Origin of the sequence: Streptomyces griseus (assembly GCF_900460065.1) — a bacterium.
GTDB classification, from domain to species: Bacteria; Actinomycetota; Actinomycetes; order Streptomycetales; family Streptomycetaceae; genus Streptomyces; species Streptomyces griseus.
In genome coordinates this window covers 44,374-69,266 of sequence record NZ_UAVD01000024.1, presented here as the reverse complement: position 1 = coordinate 69,266, position 24,893 = coordinate 44,374, and the positions used below count along the sequence as shown (strand labels likewise).

The following is a 24,893-nucleotide window of genomic DNA, read 5'->3' as shown; positions in this document are numbered from 1 at the left end:
AGGACGCCGCCGGGCCTCGGTGCGGTTGCGGTGCAGCTGCTTCGACCCGACACGATCCGGACGAGGCTCCGGGACACGCCTCAGGGCCGGGGCACGTTACGGAGGTTGGAGCGGGCCATCTGGAGCATGCGGCCCACTCCCCCGTCGAGCACGATCTTGCTGGCGGAGAGTGCGAAGCCGGTGACCATGTCGGCACTGATCTTCGGCGGGATGGAGAGCGCGTTCGGGTCGGTGACCACGTCGACGAGTGCGGGGCCCTTGTGCTTGAAGGCGTCCTTGAGCGCCCCCTGCAACTGCTTGGGCTTCTCCACGCGTACGCCGTAGGCGCCGGCCGCCCGGGCGATGGCGGCGAAGTCGGGGTTCTTGTTGGTCGTCCCGTACGAGGGGAGGCCCGCGACGAGCATCTCCAACTCGACCATCCCGAGGGAGGAGTTGTTGAACAGGACGACCTTCACCGGCAGGTCGTACTGGACCAGGGTGAGGAAGTCGCCCATCAGCATGGAGAATCCGCCGTCGCCGGACATCGCGACGACCTGCCGGTCCAGGTCGGTGAACTGGGCGCCGATCGCCTGCGGCAGGGCGTTGGCCATCGAGCCGTGGCTGAACGAGCCGATCACCCTGCGCCTGCCGTTGGGCGTGAGATAGCGGGCGGCCCACACGTTGTTCATGCCGGTGTCGACGGTGAACACGGCGTCCTCGTCGGCCATCTCGTCCAGCACGGAGGCGACGTACTCCGGGTGGATCGGAACGTGCTTCTCGACCTTGCGGGTGTAGGCCTTGACCACGCCCTCCAGGGCGTTCGCGTGCTTCTTCAGCATCCGGTCGAGGAACTTGCGGTCGGACTTGGGCTTCACCCGGGGCGTCAGGCAGCGCAGGGTCTCGCGCACATCGCCCCAGACCGCGAGGTCGAGCTTGGAGCGGCGGCCGAGGTGCTCGGGGCGCACATCGACCTGGACGATCTTCACGTCGTCCGGGAGGAAGGCGTTGTACGGGAAGTCCGTGCCGAGCAGGATGAGCAGGTCGCACTCGTTGGTCGCCTCGTACGCGGCGCCGTAACCGAGCAGCCCGCTCATCCCGACGTCGTACGGGTTGTCGTACTGGATCCACTCCTTGCCGCGCAGCGCGTGCCCGACCGGGGACTTGATCTTCTCGGCGAACTCCATGACCTCGGCGTGCGCCCCCGCCGTGCCGCTGCCGCAGAACAGGGTCACCCGTTTGGCCTCGTCCACCATGCGGCAGAGCTTGTCGATCTCGTCGTCGCCGGGCCGTACGGTCGGCCGCGTGGTGACGAGGGCGTGCTCCACGCTCTTCTCGGGAGCGGTCCTGGAGGCGATGTCGCCGGGCATCGAGACGACGCTGACCCCGCCGCGCCCGATGGCGTGCTGGATCGCCGTCTGGAGCAGCCTCGGCATCTGCTCCGGGTTGGAGATCATCTCGTTGTAGTGGCTGCACTCCTGGAACAGCAGCTCCGGATGGGTCTCCTGGAAGTAGCCGAGACCGATCTCGCTGGAGGGGATGTGCGAGGCGAGGGCCAGCACCGGGGCCATGGAGCGGTGCGCGTCGTACAGGCCGTTGATGAGGTGCAGGTTGCCCGGCCCGCAGGAGCCGGCGCAGGCCGCGAGGTCACCGGTGATCTGCGCCTCCGCGCCGGCCGCGAACGCGGCGGTCTCCTCGTGGCGGACGTGGATCCAGTCGACGGCCGGGTTACGCCGGATGGCGTCCACGACGGGGTTCAGGCTGTCGCCGACGACGCCGTAGAGGCGTTTGACGCCCGCCCTGGCGAGGATGTCGACGAACTGCTCCGCCACGTTCTGCTTGGCCATGGGTGCGCACCCTTTCCTTGCCCGTGCTCCGTGCACTTCGGCTGTCCGGACTCCGGAGCCCGAAACACCGCTGCGCCGGGCTCCGGGATCCATCAACCCACGGCGTGCGCGGTTACGCCTCCCAGACCGCGGCGCAGGTGCGGTCGTCGGCGTACCCCTTGATCCGGAGCTGGGTGTCGGCGAGGAAGGCGGGCAGTCCGGGCGGTCCGGCGCTCCCCCAGCGCCCGGCGAGCTCCCCGGGGAGCGCCGGCTCGCCCCGCATCGGCTCGGCAAGTCCGTTGCTGCACAGCAGCAGCGTGTCGCCGGGACGCGCCACGGAGGCCCGGAAGCGGAAGGGCTCGGCGGGCTGCCGGGCGGGGCCTTCGGCGTTCGGCGACGGCGGTGCGGCGATCTGGAGGTCCATGGTCAGCCGGTCGCCGTCCGGGCTCTCCTCGTGGGTGTCGCCCGCCCGCGGACCGCCGCCCCCCGGAGTGACGGGCTCCAGGTCCTGCCAGACTCCGTCGCGGAGGCGGAAGAGGCCGCCGCTGCCGACGCCGAAGACGACCCGGGTGCGGCAGTCGGGGTCGGCGGACAGCAGCAGGCACCGGAGACTCGCGGTGTACGCGTCCGGTGCGACGCCGAGTTCGGCGGCGCGGGCGCGCAGCTTGCCGTACGTACGGTCGGTGAGCCGGTGCAGCCCGGCCTTCAGGTCGCTCCGGCGGCCCGCTCTTATGTCCTCGGAGAGCCGGAGGTGGCTGCGGGCGACGGCCCCGCCGATCCAGCGGCAGGCGTCGGCCGCGGCGAGGTGGGCCGCTTCCCCGGCCCGGTCGCCGCCCGCCACCGCGACGAGGACGAGGGCGCTCTCGGCCGTCCCGAAGCGGGCGGTGAGCAGCCCGTCGCGCCGGGGTTCGCCGCGGAAGCGGGCGGAGTCACCGCGTACGGAGGCGGTGCGCAGGGTGTACGTCCCGTACCGCGCGCCGTCCAGGACGGTGTCGGGGACGAGGCCGTCCAGATTCTCCGAGGTGGCGGAGGGCAGGGCGGCGGGCTCGGCGTCGTAGGTGGGCGGCCGGTCCCCGAGGTGGCTGACGGACGGGCGGACGTCGGCCGCTGCGTCGTCGGCGGGATCCGGCGGGGGTACGCGCCGGGCGCTCGGGTCGGGCCCGGACGGCTCCGGCGGGCGCGGGGCGGCGAACGTCCGGGGCCCCGGCTGCCCGGCGGGCGCCTCCCAGGGGGCGGGAAAGACGGTGGTGCGAGGGGCCACCGGCTGCGGCCCGGCGGTTGCCGCCGGCACCGGCACCGGACGGTCCGGCACCGGCTCCGGCACGGGATCCGGCACGGGAGCCGGCCCGGGAGCCGCCTCCGGCACCGGATTCCGCTCCGTTACGGCCGCGGTGGAAGGACGCCGGTGGCGCGGCGCGTCCGGGTCCCGGGCCGACCGGGGGTCGGGCGGGTCGGGCACGGGGCCGGAAGCCGCTGCGGGATCCGGGACAGGGTCCGGGACCGCGTCCGGCCACGGCTCCCGCTGCGCCACCACGGACCGGCTCCGCCCGTGCGGCGGCCGGTACGCCTCCGGGCGGACGTCCTCGAGGAGGTCGGCCTCCGGCTCCTCGTACCGGTCGGCGTAGGGGTCCTCGTACGCGTCGCCGTACGTGTCCCGGGCGGTCTCGGGACCGGTGTCCCGGTGGTCTCCGGCCGGGCCGCCCTCCTGACCGGTCGCCGGACCGCTCACCGTGTCCGACACGGAGTCGAAGCGGTCGTCGAGGCTGTCGGCAGCACGGCCGGGACCGGTGTCGTGCGCGGTCTCGTCGTACAGCTTGCGCCACCAGTCGTCCTCATGGGCGGCGGGCTTCTCCCCCTGCTGACTCATGCCCATATTGTCCACCGCACAGGTGCCCCGAGAACGGGACATCGGGAAAATGCGGCGCGTCCAGGACTCCGCCGGGCGACCCCGTGGAAGGGCGCCCGGCGGCGTTCGCGTCGCTCGGCCCCGTCCGCGGCGGGACGCGCTCCCGGTCGCCTCCACGCGGCCGACGGTCCGGTCGGGCGGCCGGCACCGACCGCGCGGAGGCGACCGCGCAGCGGGCCTCGACGGGCGTATCGCCCTCCCCCGGGCAATCCGGAGCGAAGCGAACCAACGGGCGGTATTCCGGGGGATGTCGGTGCTGCGGTGGCGCCACGGTGGCGGAGGGGTCGGAGGTACGGGGGATGATGTGAGCGGCGGGTTTGCGCCGTGGCCTCTTCCCGCCACCGGGGACCCGTCGCAGGGGCGCCTCGATGCGCGATCACCACACCCGGGGAGGTCGGAGAATGCTGGGGGCCATAGGTCTCGACGAGAGACAGGAGACCGCGTACCGCGCGCTCGTCGCGGCGGGAGCCGCGGAGCTCGCCGATCTCGCGCACCGGCTGGCGCTGCCCGAGGCGGACGCCGAACGGGTGCTGCGGCGGCTGGAGCAGCAGGGCCTGGCGGCACAGTCCTCGGCCCGGCCGGGCCGCTGGGTGGCGGCGCCGCCCGGGGTGGCGCTCGGCGCGCTGCTGATCCAGCAGCGGCACGAGCTGGAGCAGGCCGAGCTGGCGTCCGCGCTGCTCGCCGAGGAGTACCGGGCGGAGGCGAGCGAACCCGCGGTGCACGACCTGGTGGAGGTGGTGACGGGGGCGGGCGCCGTCGCCCAGCGCTTCCACCAGCTCCAGCTGGGGGCGGTGTCGGAGGTGTGCGCCCTGGTGACGGGCAAACCGATCGCCGTGACCGGGATGGAGAACGAGTCCGAGGAACGGGCGACCTCGCGCGGGGTGAGCTACCGGGTGGTGGTCGAACGTGAGGTGCTGTCGACGCCGTTCGGGATCCTGGAGCTGTCGGCGGCGCTGAGCAGGGACGAGCAGTGCCGGGTGGTCGACCGGGTGCCGACGAAGCTGGTGGTGGCCGACGGGAGCCTCGCGATGGTCCCGCTGACCGCCCGGGGCGCGGAGCCCGCCGCTCTGGTCGTGCACGCCAGCGGTCTCCTGGAGTCGCTGATGGGCCTCTTCGAGGCCGTGTGGCGGGAGGCGATGCCGTTGCGGCTGGGCGAGGGCGGCGGCGGAGTGCGCGAGGACGGGGCCGGGCCGGACCCGACGGATCTGGAGATCCTCTCGTTGCTGTTGGCGGGGCTGACGGACGCCAGCGTGGCCAAGCAGCTGGACCTGGGGCTGCGGACCGTGCAGCGCCGCGTCAAGGGCCTGATGGAGCTCACGGGGGTCTCGACCCGGCTCCAGCTGGGCTGGCATGCGTACGAGCGTGGCTGGGTGGCCCGGACCGATCCGGCCTGACCTCGCATCGGCGCAGGTCGCCGCAGGTGGCCGGGGTCCGCTGACGGGCGGAGCGGGGCACTCTCCGGCAGGCTGGTCAGATGAGTGTGTGGCAGCTCGTCGCCGTGGGCCTGGTCATGCTGCTGGGCCTGGTCGGGGTGCTGGTGCCGGGCGTGCCGGGTCAGGCGATCGTCTGGGCGGCGGTGCTGTGGTGGGCCCTGACGGACATGGCGCCGGCCGCCTGGGGCGTCCTGATCGGCGCGACGGCCCTGATGCTGCTGAACCAGGCGCTCAAACCGGTGCTGCCACCCCGCCGCCCGGGCGAGTCCGGGGCGCCCCGCCGGACCTTGATGATCGGCGGGGTCGCCGGGATCGTGGGGTTCTTCGTCGTGCCCGTGGTCGGCGGGATCCTCGGGTACGTGGGGGCCATCTTCGGCGCGGAGCGGCTGCGGCTGGGGAGCCGCGGCGCCGGCTGGGCGTCCGTGCGCTCGGTCATGCGGGCGACGGGCTACGCGGTGCTGGTGGAGCTGTTCTGCTGCCTGCTGGTGGCGGGCGCCTGGCTGGGCGCGGTGCTCTGGGGCTGACGGGAGCGCCCCGGGCCCGGTCGGCCGACGACGGCCGCCCCCGCCTCCTCCTCCCGCGCCGCCGCCCGGGCTTCCGCCTCCAGATGACGTACGGCGTAGGAGCGCCAGGGCCGCCACCGCTCCGCCCCCGGCGTTCCGTACGGGTCCACGTCGGGGTCCCCGAGCGCCCGCATCCGGATCAGGGCGGCGGTGCGGCGGTCGATCCCGGGCAGCGCCAGCAGCGCCCGTTCCGCCTCCTCGCGGTCGGCCCCGGCGTCCAGCCGCACCCCTCCGTCGGCGAGCGCGGCGGCGAGGGCCGCGAGGGCCGGGTCCTCGGCGCCGCCGGCGAGCACGCCCGGCTCCGGGAACACATGGGTGAGCCCGCCGCACGGCACGTCCAGCGCCTTCCCGTACCGCTCGACCAGCTCCCCGGCGGCCACGCGCCCCACGAGGGTCCGCACCGCGGCCTCCTCCGGGTCGGCCGCGCCCGGGGACCGCAGCCCGGGGCGGGCGGCGACCACCGGGGCGAGCCGGGGGTCGGCGGCCAGCGCCTCGTCCACCGCGTACGGGTCGGCGTCCAGGTCGAGCAGGCGGCGCGTGCGCTGGACGGCGGTGGTCAGGTCGCGGAGGTCGGTGAGCTGGATCCGGGCCTCCAGCCAGGGGCCGCCGGCCGGGGTCTCGTCGACCGCGACGAGCCCGGCCCCGTACGGCAGACGCAGAGTGCGCCGGTAGGTGCGGCGGCCTGGCGGGCCGGTCACCTCCTCGATCCGGGCGACGGCTTCCGCGGCCAGCAGGTCGAACAGGGCGACGGTGGCGTACGGGCCCCGGTGGGCCAGCCGCAGCGGGATCCCGGCCCTGACCCCGTCGCGGCGTCCGCCGCCGAGCCCCGTACCGGCCTCGGCCCGCAGGGCGCTGGGCGTGCGGGCGTAGATCTGCCGGATGGTGTCGTTGAACTGCCGGACGCTGGCGAACCCCGCGGCGAAGGCGATCTCGGTGACCGGCAGCCCGGTGGTCTGGAGGAGTACCCGGGCGGTGTGGGAGCGCTGGGCCCGGGCGAGCGCGACCGGCCCCGCGCCCAGCTCGGCGTTGAGCTGGCGCTGGACCTGCCGGGCGCTGTAGCCGAGGCGCCCGGCGAGTCCGGGGACGCCCTCGCGGTCCACCACTCCGTCGCCGATGAGGCGCATGGCCCGGCCGACGACGTCCGCGCGGACGTTCCACTCGGCGGAGCCGGGTACGGCGTCCGGCCGGCAGCGGCGGCAGGCCCGGAAGCCGCCCGCCTGGGCCGCCGCCGCGGTGGGGTAGAAGCGCACGTTGGCGCGTTTGGGTGTGACGGCGGGGCAGCTCGGCCGGCAGTAGATGCCGGTGGTGGATACGGCGAAGAAGAACGCTCCGTCGAACCGCGCGTCGCGGCTGCTGACCGCCTCGTACCTGGTCCGTTCGTCCATCACACCGTCCAGTGTGCGGCAGCCGGTGCTGCCGCACTCGCGGAATTCGGACGTCGAGCCGGGCCGTGCTACCGCACCCGGCCGCGCTTGGCCTGCATCGCCGCGCGCCCCTCGGCTCCCTTGCGCTTCCAGTCCCGCAGGATCTCGGAGCGCACCCGGGCGTCGGTCTTGGCGACGATCCGCTGGTTCTCGCGGACCAGCTTGCGGTAGCTGTCGAGCCGCCGCTCGGGCAGGATCCCGTCCTCCAGGGCGGCGAGGACGGCGCACCCCGGCTCGGCCCGGTGGGCGCAGTCGTGGAACCGGCATCGGGCGGCCAGCTCCTCGATCTCGGAGAACACCTCGCCGACACCGGTCCCGGCGTCGTACAGGCCCACTCCGCGGAGTCCGGGGGTGTCGATGAGGACGCCCCCGTGCGGCAGGACGAGCAGATTGCGGGTGGTCGTGGTGTGCCGGCCCTTGCCGTCGACCTCCCGGGCCGCCCGCACGTCCATGACGTCCTGGCCGAGCAGGGTGTTGGCCAGGGTCGACTTTCCCGCGCCGGAGATCCCGAGGAGCACGCTCGTGCCACCGGAGACGACGGCGCCGAAGACGTCGAGCCCCTCGCCCGTGGTGGAGCTGACGGGCAGCACCTGGACGCCGGGGGCGATCGCCTCGACGTCCTGGACGAGGTGGGCCAGGGTGGCCGGGTCCGGCACCAGGTCCGCCTTGGTGAGCAGCACGACCGGTTCGGGGCTGTGGCCCGCGTCCCGCCCGTCGCCGAGCAGGGCGGCGCCGCTGGAGCTGGACAGAGCGAGCGCCAGGAAGCGCTCCAGGCGGCCGAGGTCCAGCTCGACGGCGAGCGAGACGCAGATGGCGATGTGGTCGATGTTGGTGGCGAGGACCTGGCCCTCGGACCGCTGGGAGGAGGTGGAGCGGACGAACGCGGTGCGGCGGGGCAGCAGCGTACGGACGAAGCGCGGATCGCCGTCGGCGTCGAGGGCCACCCAGTCGCCGGTGCAGACGATCCGCATCGGGTCACGGGGCACGACGAACGCGGTGTCGGCGCGGACGGGGCCGTCGGCGGTGATCACGTCGCACTGACCGCGGTCCACGCGCACGACGCGTCCCGGCACGAGCCCCTGTTCGGCGTGAGGGGAGAAGGCAGCCGCCCAGTCCTCGTCCCAGCCGTACGGCGTCAGCGGGTGCGAGGAGGCGGAGGAGGAAGGAGCGGTGAGAGACGAGAAAGACAAGGGAAACCCTTCACAGGGTGGCCCCGGCACGCGCGCTCGGCGCGGGAATGAGGAAGTCGGTCAGCCGGTGGCCACGGGGATGAGGATGATGTTCTTCCGGTTGTGGGCAGCGCCCATCGCAACGACAGTCATCAATGTCCTCACCTCCTGGTTCTTTCCGTCTGAGTGCAGCGGGCGTCATGGCGGCGCCCGGAGCAGTGGACAGATTAGCCGGGTCGCCGGGGGCGGCGTCAACGGCTTTTCCGCGCACCTCCGATGGAGGTGGCCGGACCGGGGCGTTCGCCGGAGTTGGGGGCAGATCTCCCTCGATCGGGTGATACGCATGCATAGAGCCTGGTCCGGGGCCGTTAGGGTGCCGAGCATGACCACACCCCAGGCCCCCACCGGCACGTTCACCCAGGCCCAGTTGGGCACGCAGATCCTGATCGGCTGGAGCGGCCGGCAGCCCGACGCGGACCAGGACACCGCCTTCCTCCTCGCCTACTCGCTGGGCGACGGGCCGGACGGTCCGGAGGTCGGCCGCGAGGCCATGCGCGCCATGCTGGAGCGCGCGGGCCTCCGCGTCGGCGGCCCGATCCAGGACGCGGGCGAGACCCCGTCCATCCAGGCGAAGCTGCTCGTCCAGGCGGGGCGGGCCGTCCTGACGCTGCCTCACCTCTCGGCGCAGTACCCGGCCCCCGAGGAGTGGCTGGCCGCCGCGCAGGCCCAGGGCCAGGTGTACGGCATGTTCGCCACCAGCCCGTGGCCGGACGCCGTGCCCGGACAGCCGGTCGGCGAGGAGCGGCTGCGGGCCTTCGCGACCGACGTGGAAGTCGTCCGCACCGCCGCCCACTGCCTGCTCCCGGTCCGTTCGCTGGGCTGAGGCGCCGCTCCGCCGCCGCCCAGGACCTGCGACGAGGCCCACCACCCCCGTGGGGTGGTGGGCCTCACACGTGCGGCACCGCCCGCGGCGCGGCGGTCGGCGCACAACGCGGACGGGCGGCCCGGAGTGTGGACTCCGGACCGCCCGCGCTCAACGCTTCAGGCTGTGGTGCGTCAGTTGTTGCCGACGCCGTTGCCCGAGAGGACCGGGATGTCGTCCAGGATGTGCGACAGCGGCTCGTCGCCCTTGGCCTGGGTAGAGTTGTCGGCGCACTGCTGGTTCTGCGGGTTGGACAGGACGTTGACGTCCTGGACCGCGATCGGCACGACGCCGATGAGCGAACCGACGTTGGCCTTGAGGGGCAGGCCGACGCAGAGCTTGTTCAGGGTGCCCTGGACGAGCTGGTTCTGCGGGCTCCAGTTGCCCTCCGTCTCGGCGTTGCCGATCTCCGACTCGGCACCGTTGCCGTTGAGCGTGGTGGTGCCACCGTCGTTGCCGATCGCCATGGCCGTGGGAGCCGCGACTGCGGACAGACCGAGCAGGGACACGGCCACTGCAGCGCCGGCCATCATCTTCTTCATCAACTTCACCTTTCGGAGCGTCCCGTTGTGGAACGTACTGATCAACTGCCACCACCCCTGATCGGTTGCGCAGCACCACTCAAATGGGTTCGTTCCGGCGCAAGGTCGACGCCGCTCCTCGGCCCCGGGGCTCACCCTCCCGGGGAGTCGGGCCCGGAACCCTCGTCCGATGTGCGCGCCGCCGGCACGAAACCGCCGCACCGGGGCGCCTGTTCCCGCGGCGGCTCCGAGAGGGGGTTTCGGCCTCCGGCCGCCTGCCACTCGGCGACGAGCCGGTCGTAGATCGGCGTGCCGCCCGACGTGGGCCACCGCGCTCCGCCCTGTGAGGTCTGACTGTCGTACGGATCCATGGGGAGGCCTTACCCGGCCCGGCCCGGATCGTCAGCCGGCGCTACGGCATCCGGCCCAACCGGACAACCCGCGCGGACCCACGGCCACATGACGAAGGGCCAGTCCGTCCGCGGCGGCGAAGAACGGTCGCCGTGCGGATGGACTGGCCCCACGCGGGCCCGCCGGAGCGGACCCGGACTGCCCGGTCTCAGCTGTTGCCGGCGCCGTTGCCGGAGAGGATCGGGATGTCGTTCAGCAGGTGCGACAGAGCCTCGTCGCCCTTGGCCTGGGTGGAGTTCTCGGTGCACTGCTGGTTCTGCGGGGAGGACAGGACGTTGATGTCCTGGACCGAGATCGGCACCAGGCCGATGAGGGAGCCCAGGTTCGCCTTGGCCGGAAGGGCGATGCAGGGCTTGTTCAGCGAGCCCTGGATGAGCGCGAACTGCGGGCTCCAGTCACCGTGGGTCTCGGAGTTGCCGTACGCCTGCGAAGCCCCGTTGCCGTTGACCGTGGTGGTGCCGCCGTCGTTGGCGATGGCCATGGCGGACGGGGCGGCGGCCGCGGAGACACCGACGACCGAGGCGGCGACGGCAGCCGAGGCCATGATCTTCTTGAACATGAGAGTGCCCTTCTGGGGAGTGATGCGGATCAGCGGGAGAAGCAGGTGGAACGGGAGTGGCTACGGCGGTCAGCCGCCGAGGGGAACTCCGCCCAGCAGCGGAGCGGCGCTCTCGGCCACTCCGGTCGCCTGGCCCGCCAGCTTGCCGACCGTGCCGTCCTTCGAGACCGTCTCGGCGGTCTCGGCGACCGTGCCCACCACCGGGTCCACGACCTGCGGGGCGCTGGCCATCACCTGGTTGAGGCCGCTGTCGAGGCTGAAGTTGGGGGCCGTGGGCGTAGTAGCGGCGAAGGCGGGAGCGGCCGCTCCGAGGGCAGCCACGGAACCGGCAACAAGGGCGGCGGTCTTCGCGTACTTCACTTTTCTGGTTCCCTTCTGCGCGGCATCTGTTTCGGTCACGTTCCCGTGCCGCACACAAGCCTTCTTTACCTGTGACTTCTGCCGCTTTCTCCCTGATCAACGATCCGGCCGCATTCGGGAAACTGCGGGGCGATGACTTTCTCCGGCGCCTTCCGCGATTCCGGCGCCCGGAGCCGGGCCGCGAAAAGGCCCCGGGCGGCGTCGGCCGCCCGGGGCCCACCGGTCACGGGCGCGGGCCCGGCCGGTCAGAGGATCACTTGTTGACGCAGGTGTTGCCGAACGCCGGGTTGAGCGCGCCGATCACGTTGACGGTGTTGCCGCAGACATTGACCGGAATGTGGATCGGGACCTGGAGGATGTTGCCGGACAGCACGCCCGGGGAGTGCGCGGCGATGGCCTCGGCACCCGAGTCGGCCATGGCCGGCGCGGCGACGCCCATCGCCATGAGCGTACCGGCGACGACTGCGGCAACCTTGGTGAACTTCACTGTGTGTCCCTTCCTGGGCGGAGTCCGGTGCGGTCACGCCTTTCGTGCCCGCCCGAGCCGTTTCCTGACCGCTCGTGGCTCCGGCACTGTCCTACGTAACGTCGAACGCCGGGAACCGGAGCCGTTCGACGGGCGGATTCCCGGATTTCCGCCCGAATGCCGCAACGCCCGGGGGACCGGCTCGGGGAACGGGCGCGGGAACCGCGTCCCGGAACGGCGACGGGCCCGAGCCGCTCGGTGGAGGAACTCCGAGGACCCGGGCCCGAGTAGGGCGGCGGCCGATCAGTTGTTGCCGGCGCCGTTGCCGGAGAGGATCGGGATGTCCTCCAGGATGTGCGACAGAGCCTCGTCGCCCTTGGCCTGGGTGGAGTTCTCGGTGCACTGCTGGTTCTGCGGGGAGGACAGGACGTTGATGTCCTGGACCGAGATCGGCACCAGGCCGATGAGGGAGCCCAGGTTCGCCTTGGCCGGAAGGGCGATGCAGGGCTTGTTCAGCGAGCCCTGGATGAGCGCGAACTGCGGGCTCCAGTCACCGTGCGTCTCGGAGTTGCCGTACGCCTGCGAAGCCCCGTTGCCGTTGAGCGTGGTGGTGCCGCCGTCGTTGGCGATGGCCATGGCCTGCGTCGAGCCGAGACCGAGGATGGAGGCGGCGACAGCGCCCGTAGCCAGAACCTTCTTGATCACGATTAACCCTTCTCGTACCGATCGCCCCGCGGCGGAGCCCCCTGGTCAACTCACCGCCCGGCATTAGGTTCCGCCCATTCACCCGAATGCCGGACACGGGGACCGGTTCTCAACTCTGTTCGTACGACAGCCTGTTCGTGAAGAAAATGCGCACACCCCTGCCACTCCACCCCGCTGAACGGGTGAACGAGGTCGGGCGCTTCAGGGTCGTTGCCACGACCGGGGAGCCGACTCCGTTTCCGTCAACGCCATTGCCTCTCGGTGCAGTTGACGGCGAATCGTTTCTCTCCTTGCACGCGCCGGAATGCTTGGGATTCAACGACACCACCCGTTCGGGTGATTACACAATTTCCACCCGCCTCCGAGTTTCCCGCCTGAACCTGAGTCGTTATGGCAGTCGTCCAGCGCGCATGTTTTCACCACGCTCACCATGGCTTCGCCGCGGGATCCGGCTGCGCCCCGGCTCCCCCGACGGCCACCGCGATCCCCCGCGCGCGAAGCACCCACGCGAAGTCCTCGCGAATGTCCTAAGGAAGGGCAAGTAATGCGACAGGTCTTGAACAAAAGCATGATCGTCATGGCGGCCGCATCGGGCCTCCTGGCGGCGGTCGGCGGCACCGCGCACGCCGACGCGTCGGCCGAGGGGGCGGCCGTCGGTTCACCGGGCGTCGGTTCGGGCAACGCGGTGCAGGTGCCGGTCCACGTCCCGGTCAACGTGTGCGGCAACACCGTCAATGTGATCGCCCTGCTGAACCCGGCCTTCGGCAACAAGTGCGCGAACACCGACGGCCCGAAGCACGACCACCCGCCGATCGACCACCCGCCGATCGACCACCCGCCGGTGGACGAGCCGCCCGTGGACGAGCCCCCGGTGGACGAACCGCCGGTCGACGAGCCCCCCGTCGACGAGCCCCCGGTCGACGAACCGCCCGTCGACGAGCCCCCGGTGGACGAACCGCCCGTCGACGAGCCCCCGGTGGACGAGCCGCCCGTGGACCAGCCGCCGGTCGACGAACCGCCGGTCGACCAGCCGCCGGTGGACGAGCCGCCCGTGGACCAGCCGCCGACCGACACTCCCGGTACCGACACCCCCGGGTCGGGTACGCCCGGTTCCAACACCCCGGACGCGCACCTGGCCGACACCGGTGCCGCCGATCTGGGTCTGGCCGCCGGCGCGAGCGCCGCGCTGCTGCTCGGCGGGGCGGTGCTGATGCGCCGTACCCGCAACGCGCGGGACTGACAGGCCACCTGCGGGAGAACGAGGTCCGGCCGGACAGCGGGGACTGTCCGGCCGGACCTTCCGTGTGCGCGGCAGGCTGTCGCCGCGCGGCGACGGCGACGGGGACGACGGGAAGGACCGGGGACGTGGCCGCGGCGTTGCGCATCGGGGTGATCGGCGGGAGCATCGCGGGGTGCGCGGCGGCCGTCGCGGGCCGACGGGCCGGGGCGGACGTCACCGTGTACGAACGCAGCCGCGCCGACCTCCAGGAGCGGGGGTTCGGCATCGTGATCCCGCCGCCGCTGCACGCGGAGCTGGTCGGGTCGGGATATCTGGACGCGGCGATGCCGACGGCTCCGGTGGGGACACGGGTCTGGCTGACGCGTCGGCCGGGCGGCCGGTCCGCACGGGAGCTGGCCCGGCAGTCGTCCCCCGTGACCCCGTGCAACTGGGGTCTGCTGTGGCGGTCGTTGCGCGTGAGTGCCGGTCCGGTGCGGTATCTCCGGGGCCGGCCGGTGACCTCGGTCGGCCGGGAAGGTTCCGGGCGGGGCGTGATCACCACCGCCCGGAGCGGAGAAGCGTACGACGTGGTCGTCGGCGCCGACGGGCACGCGTCGGCCACCCGGCGGCTGGTCGCCCCGGGGCTGCGCCCGAAGCCCGCGCCGTACGCGGTCTGGCGCGGCGCGATCCCGCTCGGCGCGCTGACCGGGCACCCCCGGGAGCTGGAACTCCTGCGCGGCGCGTGGGTGACCCTGGGCTTCCCCGGCGGGCACGGCATCTTCTATCTGATCCCGGGCGGCCCGCAGGACGGCGACGGCGGCACCGGCCCGGGCAACCGGCTGCTGGCCTACGCCGTTTACGGCCGGCCGCCCGAGGGGGCCGACCCCGGGCCGTATGTGCACGAGCTGGCAAAGGAGCACTTCCCGGCGGCCTGGGCGGACATCGTCGCCCGGGGCGGGCGCCGGGCAGCGGCCTGTCACCCGGTCGCCGACGCGCAGGCCCCGCGGGTTGCCCGCCCGCCCCTGCTGCTGGCCGGGGACGCGGCCGGGGTGACCAGGCCGCACACCGCCACCGGCGCGGTCAAGGCGCTCCAGGACGCCCTGTGTCTGGAGCGGGTCCTCCGCACGACGGCGGACGTCCGCACCGCGCTGGAGCGGTACGGGGCCGAACGCGCCGCGGCCGGCGTCCACCTGGTGGAGCTGGGCCGCCGGATGGGGCACGCCATGGTCGAGGAGACCCCCGACTGGCCGACGATGGGACAGCGCGAGGTGGACGTCTGGTTCCGCGGGGTGCTGGCGGGAACGCGGCACTACCTCTACGAGGAGCCACCGGAAACCGCGGCCGGATCCGGGGGCCGGGGCCGGGCGCCCGCGGGGCCGATGTGATGATCCGTTTCCGAACGGGCGCTGTCGCGGCACTCGGGAGTATGGTGCAGTCCTGCCAGACGGATGCGGTACGGGAGGCTCGTTCGTGCGAAGAGGTGATCGCAGGCGGAGCCCGCTGCGGGTACGGAGTGGCGCCGCCCCAGCCCTCTCCCGACACCGTCGACGCGCGGCACCGCCCGACCGGTTCGTGGTGCACGACCACCTGGCATGGCTCAACGAGGCGAGTTCGAGGATCGGGACCACACTCGACCTGGAACGCACCGCTCAGGAACTGGTCGAGTTCACCGTGCCCCGGCTGGCGGACGGCGCGGCCATCGATCTGCTGGAGTCGGTGCTGCGCGGCGAGGAGGGGGCTCCGGCCGACACCACCCAGCCGACCGTCACCCGGGCCATCGCCGTGGCCGTCATCGACGCGCTGGCGAATCTGGAGCCGGACCCGGTCGGGGAGATCTCCACGTACGAGGAGAGGGCGGTGGACCGCTGCCTGACCCAGCGGGAGCCCGTGCTGATGGCCCGGATGGGAGCCGAGGACTACATCCGGGTGGCCGCCACCCCCAGAGCCGCGGCCCTGCTGCGCGAAGCGGGGGTGCACAGCTACCTGGCCGTGCCGTTGGTCTCCCGGGGGGTCCTGCTGGGGGCGGCCGATTTCATTCGCTCGGGCACCACACCCCCCTTCACCGACACCGACCTCGCGCTCGCGATGCAGCTCGCCTCACGGGCCGCGGTCTTCCTGGACAACGCGCGCCTCTACGGGCAGGAGCGGGAGCGCCTCGTCGCCCTCCAGCGCAGCATGCTCCCGCGCGCCATGCCGAGCACACCGGGCCTGGACGTCACCGCCCACTACGCCCCGCCGACGGAGACGAGCGGTGTCGGCGGGGACTGGTACGACGTGGTGGCCCTGCCGGGCGGCCGGAGCGCCCTGATCGTCGGTGACGTCATGAACCACGGTCTGTCGGCCGCGGCGACCATGGGGCGGCTGCGTACCGTGGCGCGCACGCTCATGGCCCTGGACATCGCCCCCGAGCACACCCTGGCCCGGATGGACCTGGCCGCCCGCGACCTGGACGACGACCAGGTCGCCACCTGTCTGTGCGCGGTCTACGACCCCGCGACCAGGGAGTACACCCTCGCCAGTGCGGGGCATCCGCCGCCCCTGCTGGTCGACGCGGCGGGGCGGGCCGCGTACGTCGACGTGCCGCCGGGCGCGCCGCTCGGCAGCGGCGTCATCCCGTACACCTCCGTCCGGCTGGCGGCCCCCGCCGGAAGCCGCCTCGTGCTCTGCACCGACGGACTGTTCAAGAACCGCAACGATGACGTGGACACGCAATTGGAGAAGCTGCGCGACACGGTGTCACGGATGGACTGCGCGGAGCTGGGCACCCTGGTGGCGTCCGGGACGGGGCCCGGCACCCGCTTCGACGAGGCCGTCCTGCTGATGGCCACCAGTCGTCCGGTGTCCGGCGCCGCCGACATCGTCGTCTGGGAGCTGCCGCCCGACGCCGGCGCCGCGTCCGTCGCCCGCCGGCTGGTCAGGGAGCAACTCGACCGGTGGAACCTGGGCGGGCTCGTGGACACCACCGAACTGGTCGTCAGTGAGCTGGTCGGCAACGCGCTGCGGTACGGGGGCGGCCCCGGTCAGCTGCGCCTGCTGCGCCATGACCGGGTGACGGTCGAGGTCACCGATACCGGAGCGGACCTTCCGCACATTCAGCCCCCGACGCTCAGCGACGAGGGCGGCCGAGGGCTCCAGCTCATCAACATGCTCTGCCGGCGCTGGGGTTCCTGCCGGACGCCCACCGGGAAACTGGTCTGGGCCGAGCAGGACATCACCGTCTCGGCCACCGACTGATCGGGGCGGGTGTCCGGCCCCCGTCGGCCTTCAGACGCGTTCGAAGACGGCGGCGAGGCCCTGGCCGCCGCCGATGCACATCGTCTCCAGGCCGTACCGGGCCTCGCGGCGGTGGAGTTCGCGGGTGAGGGTGGCGAGGATGCGGGCTCCGGTGGCGCCGACCGGGTGGCCCAGCGAGATGCCCGAGCCGTTGACGTTGATCCGCTGTTCGTGGTCCCGCTCGCCGAGGCCCAACTCCCTGGTGCAGGCCAGCACCTGGGCGGCGAACGCCTCGTTCAGCTCGATCAGGTCGAGGTCGGCGAGGGTGAGGCCGGCCCGGTCGAGCGCGGTGCGGGTGGCGGCGACCGGAGCGATGCCCATCGTCGCTGCGGGGACCCCGGCGCGGGCGAAGGAGACGAGGCGGACGAGCGGGGTGAGGCCGAGGCGTTCGGCGGTCGCGGCGCTGGTGACCAGGCAGGCGGCGGCCGCGTCGTTCTGGCCGCTGGCGTTGCCCGCGGTGACGGTGGCGTCCGGGTCGGACTTCGCCATCACGGGCCGGAGGGAGGCGAGTTGCTCCGCCGTCGTGTCGGGGCGGGGGTGCTCGTCGGCGGTGACCGTCGTCTCGCCCTTGCGGGTGCGTACGGTGACGGGGACGGTCTCCGCGTCGTAGCGGCCCTCGGCCGCGGCGCGGGCGGCGCGCTGCTGGGAGCGCAGGGCCAGGGCGTCCTGGTCGGCGCGGCTGATCCCGTACTCCCGGCGGAGGTTCTCCGCCGTCTCGATCATGCCGCCGGGGACCGGGTGGTTGGCGCCGCCGGCGGTGACGCGGCCCCGGGCGAGTGCGTCGTGGAGCTGGAGGCCGGGACCCTTGATGCCCCAGCGTCCGTCGTGGGTGTAGTAGGGGGCGGCGCTCATCACGTCGACGCCGCCCGCGATCACGACATCGCTGAACCCGGCCCTGATCTGCATCGCCGCGTCCAGCACCGCCTGGAGTCCGGAGCCGCAGCGGCGGTCGGTCTGGGAGCCGGTGACCGTGGTGGGCAGTCCGGCGTCCAGGGCGGCGACCCGGCCGATGGCGGGGGCCTCGCTGGTGGGGTAGGCGTGGCCGAGGATCACCTCGTCGACCCGGGCGGGGTCGATGCCGGTGCGGGCGACGATCTCCGCGATGACGCGTGCGGCCAGCGCCGCCGGGGTCTGCTGGGCGAAGGCCCCGCCGAACCGGCCGATGGGGGTGCGCAGGGGTTCGCAGATGACGACGTCGAGCGGCACGGCGGGGCCTTTCCTTCGGGGCGACCGGGGCGGCGGGCGGGGCGCGGGTGGTGGGGTGACCTTCGCATCCGGTGACTGAGCGGGTCCAATACCGGATGTGCCCCCTTTTCAGAGGTCCGGCGTCTCAATGGGTCTTCCGCCCGGTCCGCGTACGGGGGTCGGCAGGGCGTCCCGGGCGACGGCGAGCACGGCGCGCAGGGCCGCGGAGGGGTTGTCGGCGCGCCAGGCGAGGGCGGCCTGGCGGCGGATGGGCGGGCCGGTGAGGGGCCGGTAGACCAGGCCGCTCTGCTGGATGTGGCGTACGGAGGTAACCGTGAGGGTGACGCCGACCCCGGCGGCGACGAGCGCCATGATCGTGTACGAGTCGGGGGCCTCCTGGACGACGCGCGGGGTGAATCCGGCGCTCTCGCAGGCCTCGGTCAGGGCGTCGCGCACGGTGGAGCCGGTGTTGGCGGGGAAGGAGACGAACGGTTCGTCCGCGAGGTCGGCCAGCGACACCGCCTCGTGCCGGGCGAGCGGGTGGTCGGACGGCAGGGCGCACAGCAGCTCCTCCTCGTCGATCACCCGGTGTTCCACTCCGGGCCGGGACACCGGCAGCCGGACGAAGCCCAGGTCGAGGGAGCCGTCGGCGACCCGGGACAGGGCGACGTTGGCGTACGTCTGGCCGGTCATGACCAGTTCGAGGCCGGGGTGTGCGGCGCGCACGGCGCGGGTGAGGCGGGGCAGCGTCTCGTGGCTGGAGGCCCCGGCGAAGCCGATGGTCACCCGGCCGTACTCTCCCCGGCCCGCCGAACGGGCGGCCCGTACGGCGGTGTCGAGGTCGTCGAGGACGGTCCGTACGGGATCGAGGAAGGTCTCCCCCGCCCCGGTGAGCCGGACGGAGCGCGTGTTGCGGTGGAACAGCTGGACGCCGAGCTCCTTCTCCAACTGCCGGATCCGCTGGCTCAGGGGCGGCTGCGCCATCTGGAGGCGTCTGGCGGCCCGGCCGAAGTGCAGCTCCTCGGCCACGGCGAGGAAGGCCCTCAGGTGGCGCAGTTCCACGGCGGCGCCCCCTCACGTCATTGATATGCCCCGGGTCCTGGTCCGACCCTAATTCGGTATTGGACAGCCATCAATGGGTGCTGACACCGTGGGGTCCGCGGATGCGGACGATGAGGAGAACCGTGGACCGGACGGCCGGCAAGGTCATGTCGATGAGGGAGGCCGTCGCCGCCTTCGTCCACGACGGGGACACCGTGAGCCTCGAAGGGTTCACCCATCTCGTCCCGACCGCCGCCGGTCACGAGATCATCCGGCAGGGCCGCCGGGATCTCACGGTCGTCCGGATGACGGCCGACATCGTGGTGGACCAGATGCTGGCGGCCGGGTGCGTGACGCGGCTGGTCTCCTCCTTCGTGGGGAACTCCTCCGCCGGTTCGCTCGGGGAGCTGCGGCGGCGGATCGAGCACGCGGACCCGGAGCCGCTGGCGTTCGAGGAGTACAGCCACTACGGGATGGTGTGCCGCTATCTCGCGGGGGCGCAGCGGCTGCCGTTCTACCCGCTGCGCTCGTACGCCGGCAGCGACCTGCCGGCCGTCAACCCCGGTATCCGCCAGGTCGTCTCCCCCTACCCGGCCGCCGACGGAGGGACCGAGCGGATCCACGTCGTGCCGCCCGTCAACCCCGACGTGACGATCGTCCACGCGCAGCGCGCCGACCGCCGGGGGAACACCCAGATCTGGGGGCTGACCGGCGTCCAGGCCGAGGCGGTGTACGCGGCGGGGAAGGCGGTCGTGGTGGTGGAGGAGCTGGTGGCGGACGAGGTGGTCCGCTCGGACCCCAATCGCACGCTGATTCCGGCGCACGCGGTCGACGCCGTGGTGGTCTGTCCGCGGGGGGCGCACCCCTCCTTCGCGCAGGGTTACTACGACCGGGACAACGCCTTCTACCGCTCCTGGTCCGCGATCAGCAAGGACCCGGCGCGGCTGCGGGCCTGGCTGGCGGAGTGGGTGTACGGGACCGCCGACCACGCGGAGTACGTGGCGAGGCTGGGCGAGGGGTTCTGGGCGGGGCTGGCGGTCGGCGAGGCGCTGAGCCGGCCGGTGAACTACGGGAGGCGGCTGTGAACGAGCGGGACCCGGGAACCGCGCGGCCCGTCACCTCCTCGGAGCTGCTGTCGGTCGTCGCCTCGCGTGAACTGGCCGGACGCCGTGCGGTGTTCGCGGGGATCGGGCTGCCGACGCTGGCGGTCGAGCTGGCCCGGCTGACCGTCGCGCCGGGCATCGAGGTGGTGTACGAGTCCGGGGTCTGCGGGGCGCACCCCTCCCGTCTGCCGGAGACCATCGCGGACGCCGTTCTGGTCACCGGGGCCGAGGCGGTGGTGCCGATGCCCGCCCTGTTCGGCTCGGTGCTCCAGGGCGGGCGCATCGACGTGGGTTTCCTGGGGGCGGCGCAGATCGACCGCTGGGGCAGCCTCAACACCTCGGTCATCGGGGACTGGGACCGCCCCTCGGTGCGGCTGCCGGGTTCCGGGGGCGCGGTCGAGGTGATGGCGAACGCCCGGGAGGTGTTCGTGGTGATGCGCCGGCACACGCCGCGCTCCTTCGCCGGCGCCCTCGACTTCTGCACCACGCCGGGACCGGACCGGGCGCTCGCGGAGGGGATCCGCCCGCTGGGCGCCGGGGTGACCCGGGTCGTCACGGAGCTGGGCGTCCTCGCCAGGGAGGGGGTCGGCGACGAACTGCGGCTGGTCGCCGTCCACCCCGGGGTCACCGTCGAGGAGGTGCGGGCCGCGACCGGCTGGGAGCTGAGGACGGCCGGTCCGGTGGCGACGACGGCCCCGCCGACCGACGCCGAGCTGCGGCTCCTGCGGGACGAGGTCGACCCCGACCGGGTCTACCTCCGCTGACGCCCGCGCCCGCCCCGTCCCCGCTCCCCCTTGCCGCTCACGTTCCCGTCGGGGAATCGTCTCCACCCCGTGGACAGTCCGTCCGCCCCTCCGTCGAAAGGGCCATCACCGCCATGCGTATCAGGATCGTCGGAGCCGGGGCCATGGGCCGCGGCATCGCCCAGTGGGCGGCGAGCGCCGGCCACACCGTCGAGCTCGCCGACGTGCGGCCCGAGGCGGTGACGGAGGCCCTGGACTTCGTCGCCTCGATGCTGGACCGGGCCGTCGCCAAGGGGCGGCTGTCGTCGGCCGACCGGGACGGGGCCGCGGCCCGGCTGGTGCCGCTCGCCGAGCCGTGGGCGGCGGGGCCCGAGGTGGAGCTGGTGATCGAGGCCGTACGGGAGGACCTGGCGACCAAGGCCGAGGTGTTCGGGAGGCTGGAGCGGGCGCTGCCCTCCTCCGCGGTCTTCGCGACCAACACCTCCTCCCTGTCCGTGACCCGGATCGCCGCGACGCTCCAGGACCCCTCGCGCCTGGCCGGACTGCACTTCTTCAACCCGGTGCCGCTGATGCGGATCGTCGAGGTGGTGCCGGGCGCGGCCACCCGCCCGGACATCCCGGCTCTGCTGACCGAGCTGGTGGAGGGGTGCGGGCACCGGGCGGTGACCGTCGCCGACACCCCCGGGTTCCTGGTCAACCACGCCGGCCGGGGGCTGGTGACCGAGGCGCTCGCGCTGCTGGAGGAGTCGGTGGCGGACCCGGCGGAGATCGACCGGATCGCCCGGGACGTGCTGGGGCTGCGGATGGGCCCCTTCGAGCTGATGGACCTGACCGGCCTCGATGTGACGGCCGCGGTGATCGACTCGATCTGGGCGGGCTTCCGGTACGAGGACCGGCTGCGCCCTTCCTTCCTCACCCCGAACCGGGTGGTGGCGGGGCTGCACGGCCGTAAGACGGGCCGGGGCTGGTACGCGTACGGCGACGGGGCGGCGGGTCCCGCGCCGGAGAGCGCGGTCGGCGGGGACGCCGAGCGCCCGGTGTTCCTGGTTCCGGGCGGCCGGCCGGAGACCGTCGCCTACGAGGAGGCCCTGGCCGGGTCCCTGGAGGCGGCGGGGGCGCGGGTCGAGCGGGGCGCGGGGCCGTCGGCGCGGGCCGTGGTGCTGGTGCCCGTCTGGGGGACGCCGGTGTCGGCGGCGGTCGCGGAGAGCGGGTTGCCCCGGGAGCGTACGTTCGGCGTGGAGGTGCTGCCCGCAGCGGGACGGCGGCGGGTCCTGGCGGTCACGGCGGCCGGCGACCCGGTGGCCGCCCGGGACGCGCGGGCGGTGCTGGCGCGGGCCGCCGGGGGCGGCGAACCGTATGCGGTGTCGGTGGTGCGGGACACCGCGGGCACGGTCGCGCAGCGGCTGCTGTCCTCCGTCGTCGCGGTCGGCTGCTCGATCGCGGAGCGCTCGCTCGCCGCGCCCGCCGACATCGACCTGGCCGTGACCACGGGGCTCGGCTATCCGTACGGGCCGTTGGCCTGGGGCGAGCGGGTCGGGGCGGCGAGGCTGCTGGGGCTCCAGCGGTCGCTGCACACCACGACGGGCGACCCGCGCCACCGGCCGACGCGGTGGATCACGGAGCGGGCCGCCCTGGGCCTGGCCGTGACCGACCCGGGGACCGCGCCGGCCGACTGCCTGGGCTGAGGCCCGCGCGGGCGACCGATTCGTACAAGACCGTCGGGGCTCCCGCTGCGTACGGTCGGGGCATGACTCCACGATTCGACGCGATCAGCATCATCACGGCGGACCTGGCGGCCTCGCTCGCCTTCTACCGCAGGCTCGGCCTCGACATCCCCGAGGGGGCGGAGTCCGCACCGCATGTCGAGGTGACCCTGCCGGGCGGACAGCGGCTGCTGTGGGACACGGAGGCGGTCATCGCCTCGTTCGATCCGGACTGGCAGCGGCCCTCGGGCGGCGAGCGGCTCGGTCTGGCGTTCGTCTGCGACAGCCCGGCGGAGGTGGACGCGGTCTACGCGGACCTGGTCGGGGCCGGGTACACGGGCCACGCCGAGCCCTGGGACGCGGTGTGGGGGCAGCGCTACGCGGTCGTCCTGGACCCGGACGGCTGCGGGGTGTCGCTGTTCGCTTCCGCGTCGCCCGTCGAGAAGTAGGCCCCGAGCGTCGTGCCGGCGAGGGCGCGCATCTCGCGGGCCAGGTGCGCCTGGTCGACGCAGCCCGCCGCGCAGGCCGCCTCGGCGTACGGGAGGCCGGTGCGGATGAGGGCCAGGGCCCGCTGGAGCCGGAGGATCCGGGCCAGGGTCTTGGGGCCGTAGCCGAAGGCGGCCAGGGAGCGGCGGTGCAGCTGGCGGGCGCCGAGACCGACCTCGGCGGCCGTCGCCGCGACGGATCCGCCGCGCCGCAGCCGGTCGGCGACGGCGGCGGTGAGCGGGTCCGGGGGGCCGGCCGCGGCGGCCAGGCCCAGGGCGTGGTCCTCCAGGGCGGTCGCGGGGTCGGCGGCCCGGTCGATCCGGTCGACGAGCCCCCTGACGGCGGTTCGGGACCAGAGGTCGGCGAGCTCGACCCGGTGGTCGCGGAGTTCGTCGGCCGGTACGCCGAGGAGCACGGGGGCGGTTCCGGGCGGGAAGCGGATCGCGGCGCAGGAGGCGCGGTTGCCGGGGTCGACCCGGAAGGCACGGGTGTCGGGTCCGGCGACGACCAGGCGGCCGGCGGACCAGATCAGGTCCATGCAGCCGTCGGGGAGGACGGACCGGGCGGGGCCGGGCGGTCCGGGCGGGACGTCCAGGGTCCAGACGACGGCCCCGGTCAGCCGGGACGGCCGTTCCTGGTACCGCTGGTGTTCCCGGGGCATGCCTCCACGCTAGCGCGCGGGACGCTACCCGGCGTCCCTGGGTTCCTTGGAGTCCCTGGAGTCCCTGGGGTCCCGGGAGTCCTTCGGGTCCCTGGGGTCCTTCTCCCGGGTCGCGTGCAGTCGGGACTTCACGTCGTCGGGCGGCAGGAAGCGGGACCAGCGCTCGGGGAACTCGGAGGGCATGTACGCGGGGCCGTCGTCCTCGTCATCGTCGTCGTCCGTTCCGGCGTAGGCGGCCGAGCGGGCGCGGGCGACGAACTCGGCGGCCTGCGCGGCCCGGACGCGTTCGGTGGCCTCGCGGGCGGCGGCGGTGGCGAGCGAGGGCCACACCCGGTCGATGGCCGCGTTGACCGCGGCGCCGACCAGGACCGCGAAGGCGGAGATGCCGATCCACAGGAGCACCGCGATCGGCGCCGCCAAGGAGCCGTAGATGGTGGGGCCCTCGACCGTGTTGGTCAGGTAGATCCGGAGCAGGAAGCTGCCGAGGACCCACATGCCGAGCGCCACCAGGGCCCCGGGGACGTCCTCGATCCAGGGCGAACGCACCGGCACGGAAACGTGGTAGAGCGTCGTGAGGAACGCGACGCTCAGCAGCATCACGAGCGGCCAGTACAGGACGGCTATGACCTCGGTGCCCCACGGCACCAGCTCGACGACCCGGTCCGGGCCGACCACCAGCAGCGGCAGCACCACCGCGCCGAGCAGCAGGGCGACGACGTACAGCAGGAAGGCGAGCAGCCGGGTCTTGACGATGCCGCGGTGGCCGTCGAGTCCGTACATGACGGTGATGGTGTCGATGAAGACGTTCACCGCGCGGGAGCCGGACCACAGGGCGATGGCGAAGCCGATGGAGATGATGTCGGGGCGGGCCCCGGTCGTGACGTCGGCGAGCAGCGGTTTGGCGAAGTCGTTGACCCCGCGCTCGGACAGCACCGTCTGGGCGGCGGAGAGGATGTTGCGCTCGATGGACGCGACGGTGGTGGTCGCCGTCCACTCGTCGACGTAACCGAGCAGTCCGATCATGCCGAGGAGCAGCGGGGGCAGCGAGAGGAGGGTGAAGAACGCCGCCTCGGCCGCGAGTCCGAGGATGCGGTACTCGATGCACGAGTTGACGGTGTCCTTGAGCAAGTGCCACGCCATCCGCCGTTTGGAGACGTTGCGGTAGAGCACTCGCGCCCGGTGGAGTCGGCCCGGTGACCGCTCGGGTGTTTCCTTTGCTGCCTGCACCTCCTTACCGT

24 protein-coding genes are annotated in these 24,893 nt (G+C 73.4%); 10 read left to right on the top strand and 14 right to left on the bottom strand.

Translation table 11 applies throughout. The features are described from left to right. Positions 1 to 80: 80 nt before the first annotated feature. Both DTB53_RS10795 and DTB53_RS10790 read right to left on the bottom strand, forming a co-directional pair. Complete coding sequence (locus tag DTB53_RS10795) at positions 81 to 1,823, bottom strand: pyruvate dehydrogenase (protein ID WP_003965404.1); 1,743 nt, start codon at positions 1,821 to 1,823, stop codon at positions 81 to 83. Positions 1,824 to 1,935: 112 nt separating this feature from the next. Beyond that, positions 1,936 to 3,669, bottom strand: a complete 1,734-nt coding sequence (locus DTB53_RS10790; protein WP_042498231.1) for a protein phosphatase 2C domain-containing protein — start codon at positions 3,667 to 3,669, stop codon at positions 1,936 to 1,938. Positions 3,670 to 4,109: 440 nt separating this feature from the next. Between DTB53_RS10790 and DTB53_RS10785 the strand changes: the two genes are divergently transcribed. Both DTB53_RS10785 and DTB53_RS10780 read left to right on the top strand, forming a co-directional pair. Continuing rightward, entirely contained in the window at positions 4,110 to 5,102 is a 993-nt protein-coding gene (locus DTB53_RS10785; RefSeq protein WP_003965406.1) for a helix-turn-helix transcriptional regulator, read from the top strand. 80 nt (positions 5,103 to 5,182) lie between these two features. Next, positions 5,183 to 5,665, top strand: coding sequence for a DUF456 domain-containing protein (locus tag DTB53_RS10780; RefSeq protein ID WP_003965407.1), 483 nt, complete (start codon positions 5,183 to 5,185; stop codon positions 5,663 to 5,665). Here DTB53_RS10780 and DTB53_RS10775 read toward each other — a convergent pair. Next, a complete protein-coding gene (locus DTB53_RS10775; protein ID WP_042495787.1) occupies positions 5,590 to 7,089 on the bottom strand; it encodes a DNA-3-methyladenine glycosylase 2 family protein in 1,500 nt (499 codons plus the stop codon). The genes DTB53_RS10780 and DTB53_RS10775 overlap by 76 nt on opposite strands. A gap of 68 nt (positions 7,090 to 7,157) precedes the next feature. After that, positions 7,158 to 8,318 (bottom strand): ribosome small subunit-dependent GTPase A, encoded by a 1,161-nt coding sequence (gene rsgA, locus DTB53_RS10770; protein ID WP_042495790.1) that lies wholly within the window; start codon positions 8,316 to 8,318, stop codon positions 7,158 to 7,160. Positions 8,319 to 8,679: 361 nt separating this feature from the next. On the opposite strand from rsgA, the gene DTB53_RS10765 reads away from it, so the two are divergent. After that, positions 8,680 to 9,180 (top strand): DUF5949 family protein, encoded by a 501-nt coding sequence (locus DTB53_RS10765; protein WP_003965410.1) that lies wholly within the window; start codon positions 8,680 to 8,682, stop codon positions 9,178 to 9,180. Between the two features lie 173 nt (positions 9,181 to 9,353). On the opposite strand, the gene DTB53_RS10760 is transcribed toward DTB53_RS10765, so the two are convergent. The 6 genes from DTB53_RS10760 to DTB53_RS10735 form a co-directional block, all read right to left on the bottom strand. Beyond that, positions 9,354 to 9,761, bottom strand: coding sequence for a rodlin (locus DTB53_RS10760; protein WP_003965411.1), 408 nt, complete (start codon positions 9,759 to 9,761; stop codon positions 9,354 to 9,356). A 131-nt stretch (positions 9,762 to 9,892) separates the two neighbouring features. Further along, positions 9,893 to 10,111 (bottom strand): hypothetical protein, encoded by a 219-nt coding sequence (locus DTB53_RS37380; RefSeq protein WP_012378482.1) that lies wholly within the window; start codon positions 10,109 to 10,111, stop codon positions 9,893 to 9,895. A gap of 188 nt (positions 10,112 to 10,299) precedes the next feature. Beyond that, positions 10,300 to 10,710: a rodlin gene (locus tag DTB53_RS10750; protein WP_003965413.1), complete on the bottom strand. Its 411-nt coding sequence runs from the start codon at positions 10,708 to 10,710 to the stop codon at positions 10,300 to 10,302. Between the two features lie 69 nt (positions 10,711 to 10,779). Further along, on the bottom strand, positions 10,780 to 11,070 hold the full coding sequence (locus DTB53_RS10745; protein ID WP_030703806.1) for a hypothetical protein: 291 nt from the start codon (positions 11,068 to 11,070) through the stop codon (positions 10,780 to 10,782). 253 nt (positions 11,071 to 11,323) lie between these two features. Beyond that, positions 11,324 to 11,557 (bottom strand): chaplin, encoded by a 234-nt coding sequence (locus tag DTB53_RS10740; RefSeq protein WP_003965415.1) that lies wholly within the window; start codon positions 11,555 to 11,557, stop codon positions 11,324 to 11,326. 282 nt (positions 11,558 to 11,839) lie between these two features. Next, complete coding sequence (locus DTB53_RS10735) at positions 11,840 to 12,241, bottom strand: rodlin (RefSeq protein ID WP_003965416.1); 402 nt, start codon at positions 12,239 to 12,241, stop codon at positions 11,840 to 11,842. Between the two features lie 544 nt (positions 12,242 to 12,785). Between DTB53_RS10735 and DTB53_RS37880 the strand changes: the two genes are divergently transcribed. From DTB53_RS37880 to DTB53_RS10720, 3 genes are all read left to right on the top strand, one after another. Then, positions 12,786 to 13,481 (top strand): chaplin, encoded by a 696-nt coding sequence (locus tag DTB53_RS37880; protein ID WP_012378483.1) that lies wholly within the window; start codon positions 12,786 to 12,788, stop codon positions 13,479 to 13,481. A gap of 125 nt (positions 13,482 to 13,606) precedes the next feature. After that, the gene (locus DTB53_RS10725) at positions 13,607 to 14,845 is read left to right on the top strand and encodes an FAD-dependent monooxygenase (RefSeq protein ID WP_042495795.1); all 1,239 of its coding nucleotides are present in this window, start codon (positions 13,607 to 13,609) and stop codon (positions 14,843 to 14,845) included. A 187-nt stretch (positions 14,846 to 15,032) separates the two neighbouring features. Continuing rightward, on the top strand, positions 15,033 to 16,694 hold the full coding sequence (locus tag DTB53_RS10720) for an ATP-binding SpoIIE family protein phosphatase (protein WP_012378485.1): 1,662 nt from the start codon (positions 15,033 to 15,035) through the stop codon (positions 16,692 to 16,694). Between the two features lie 30 nt (positions 16,695 to 16,724). Here the strand turns inward: DTB53_RS10720 and DTB53_RS10715 are convergent, their stop codons facing one another. Beyond that, entirely contained in the window at positions 16,725 to 17,939 is a 1,215-nt protein-coding gene (locus DTB53_RS10715; RefSeq protein WP_012378486.1) for an acetyl-CoA C-acetyltransferase, read from the bottom strand. Positions 17,940 to 18,047: 108 nt separating this feature from the next. Further along, on the bottom strand, positions 18,048 to 18,980 hold the full coding sequence (locus tag DTB53_RS10710) for a LysR family transcriptional regulator (protein ID WP_003965422.1): 933 nt from the start codon (positions 18,978 to 18,980) through the stop codon (positions 18,048 to 18,050). 110 nt (positions 18,981 to 19,090) lie between these two features. On the opposite strand from DTB53_RS10710, the gene DTB53_RS10705 reads away from it, so the two are divergent. The 4 genes from DTB53_RS10705 (at position 19,091) to DTB53_RS10690 (ending at position 22,957) form a co-directional block, all read left to right on the top strand. Beyond that, on the top strand, positions 19,091 to 20,044 hold the full coding sequence (locus tag DTB53_RS10705) for a CoA transferase subunit A (RefSeq protein WP_042495799.1): 954 nt from the start codon (positions 19,091 to 19,093) through the stop codon (positions 20,042 to 20,044). Next, positions 20,041 to 20,826 carry a CoA-transferase subunit beta gene (locus tag DTB53_RS10700; protein WP_012378488.1) on the top strand — a complete coding sequence of 262 codons (786 nt, stop codon included), beginning with the start codon at positions 20,041 to 20,043 and terminating at the stop codon, positions 20,824 to 20,826. Before DTB53_RS10705 ends, DTB53_RS10700 begins: the two co-directional genes overlap by 4 nt. A gap of 113 nt (positions 20,827 to 20,939) precedes the next feature. After that, entirely contained in the window at positions 20,940 to 22,490 is a 1,551-nt protein-coding gene (locus tag DTB53_RS10695) for a 3-hydroxyacyl-CoA dehydrogenase (protein ID WP_012378489.1), read from the top strand. Between the two features lie 62 nt (positions 22,491 to 22,552). After that, a complete protein-coding gene (locus DTB53_RS10690) occupies positions 22,553 to 22,957 on the top strand; it encodes a VOC family protein (protein ID WP_003965426.1) in 405 nt (134 codons plus the stop codon). Here the strand turns inward: DTB53_RS10690 and DTB53_RS10685 are convergent. Further along, positions 22,885 to 23,655 (bottom strand): DUF6597 domain-containing transcriptional factor, encoded by a 771-nt coding sequence (locus tag DTB53_RS10685; RefSeq protein ID WP_012378490.1) that lies wholly within the window; start codon positions 23,653 to 23,655, stop codon positions 22,885 to 22,887. The genes DTB53_RS10690 and DTB53_RS10685 overlap by 73 nt on opposite strands. A 24-nt stretch (positions 23,656 to 23,679) precedes the next feature. Further along, the gene (locus DTB53_RS10680; RefSeq protein WP_042495802.1) at positions 23,680 to 24,825 is read right to left on the bottom strand and encodes a YihY/virulence factor BrkB family protein; all 1,146 of its coding nucleotides are present in this window, start codon (positions 24,823 to 24,825) and stop codon (positions 23,680 to 23,682) included. Positions 24,826 to 24,893 lie beyond the last annotated feature (68 nt).

Excerpts from the sequence above, each read along its gene's own strand:
- DTB53_RS37380 (WP_012378482.1), bottom strand. The coding sequence starts at position 10,111 with ATGGATCCGTACGACAGTCAGACCTCACAGGGCGGAGCGCGGTGGCCC.
- DTB53_RS10695 (WP_012378489.1), top strand. The coding sequence starts at position 20,940 with ATGCGTATCAGGATCGTCGGAGCCGGGGCCATGGGCCGCGGCATCGCC.
- DTB53_RS10765 (WP_003965410.1), top strand. The coding sequence starts at position 8,680 with ATGACCACACCCCAGGCCCCCACCGGCACGTTCACCCAGGCCCAGTTG.
- DTB53_RS37880 (WP_012378483.1), top strand. The coding sequence starts at position 12,786 with ATGCGACAGGTCTTGAACAAAAGCATGATCGTCATGGCGGCCGCATCG.
- DTB53_RS10795 (WP_003965404.1), bottom strand. The coding sequence starts at position 1,823 with ATGGCCAAGCAGAACGTGGCGGAGCAGTTCGTCGACATCCTCGCCAGG.
- DTB53_RS10685 (WP_012378490.1), bottom strand. The coding sequence starts at position 23,655 with ATGCCCCGGGAACACCAGCGGTACCAGGAACGGCCGTCCCGGCTGACC.
- DTB53_RS10790 (WP_042498231.1), bottom strand. The coding sequence starts at position 3,669 with ATGAGTCAGCAGGGGGAGAAGCCCGCCGCCCATGAGGACGACTGGTGG.
- DTB53_RS10780 (WP_003965407.1), top strand. The coding sequence starts at position 5,183 with ATGAGTGTGTGGCAGCTCGTCGCCGTGGGCCTGGTCATGCTGCTGGGC.
- DTB53_RS10760 (WP_003965411.1), bottom strand. The coding sequence starts at position 9,761 with ATGAAGAAGATGATGGCCGGCGCTGCAGTGGCCGTGTCCCTGCTCGGT.
- DTB53_RS10785 (WP_003965406.1), top strand. The coding sequence starts at position 4,110 with ATGCTGGGGGCCATAGGTCTCGACGAGAGACAGGAGACCGCGTACCGC.
- DTB53_RS10775 (WP_042495787.1), bottom strand. The coding sequence starts at position 7,089 with ATGGACGAACGGACCAGGTACGAGGCGGTCAGCAGCCGCGACGCGCGG.
- DTB53_RS10705 (WP_042495799.1), top strand. The coding sequence starts at position 19,091 with ATGAGGAGAACCGTGGACCGGACGGCCGGCAAGGTCATGTCGATGAGG.
- DTB53_RS10690 (WP_003965426.1), top strand. The coding sequence starts at position 22,553 with ATGACTCCACGATTCGACGCGATCAGCATCATCACGGCGGACCTGGCG.
- DTB53_RS10750 (WP_003965413.1), bottom strand. The coding sequence starts at position 10,710 with ATGTTCAAGAAGATCATGGCCTCGGCTGCCGTCGCCGCCTCGGTCGTC.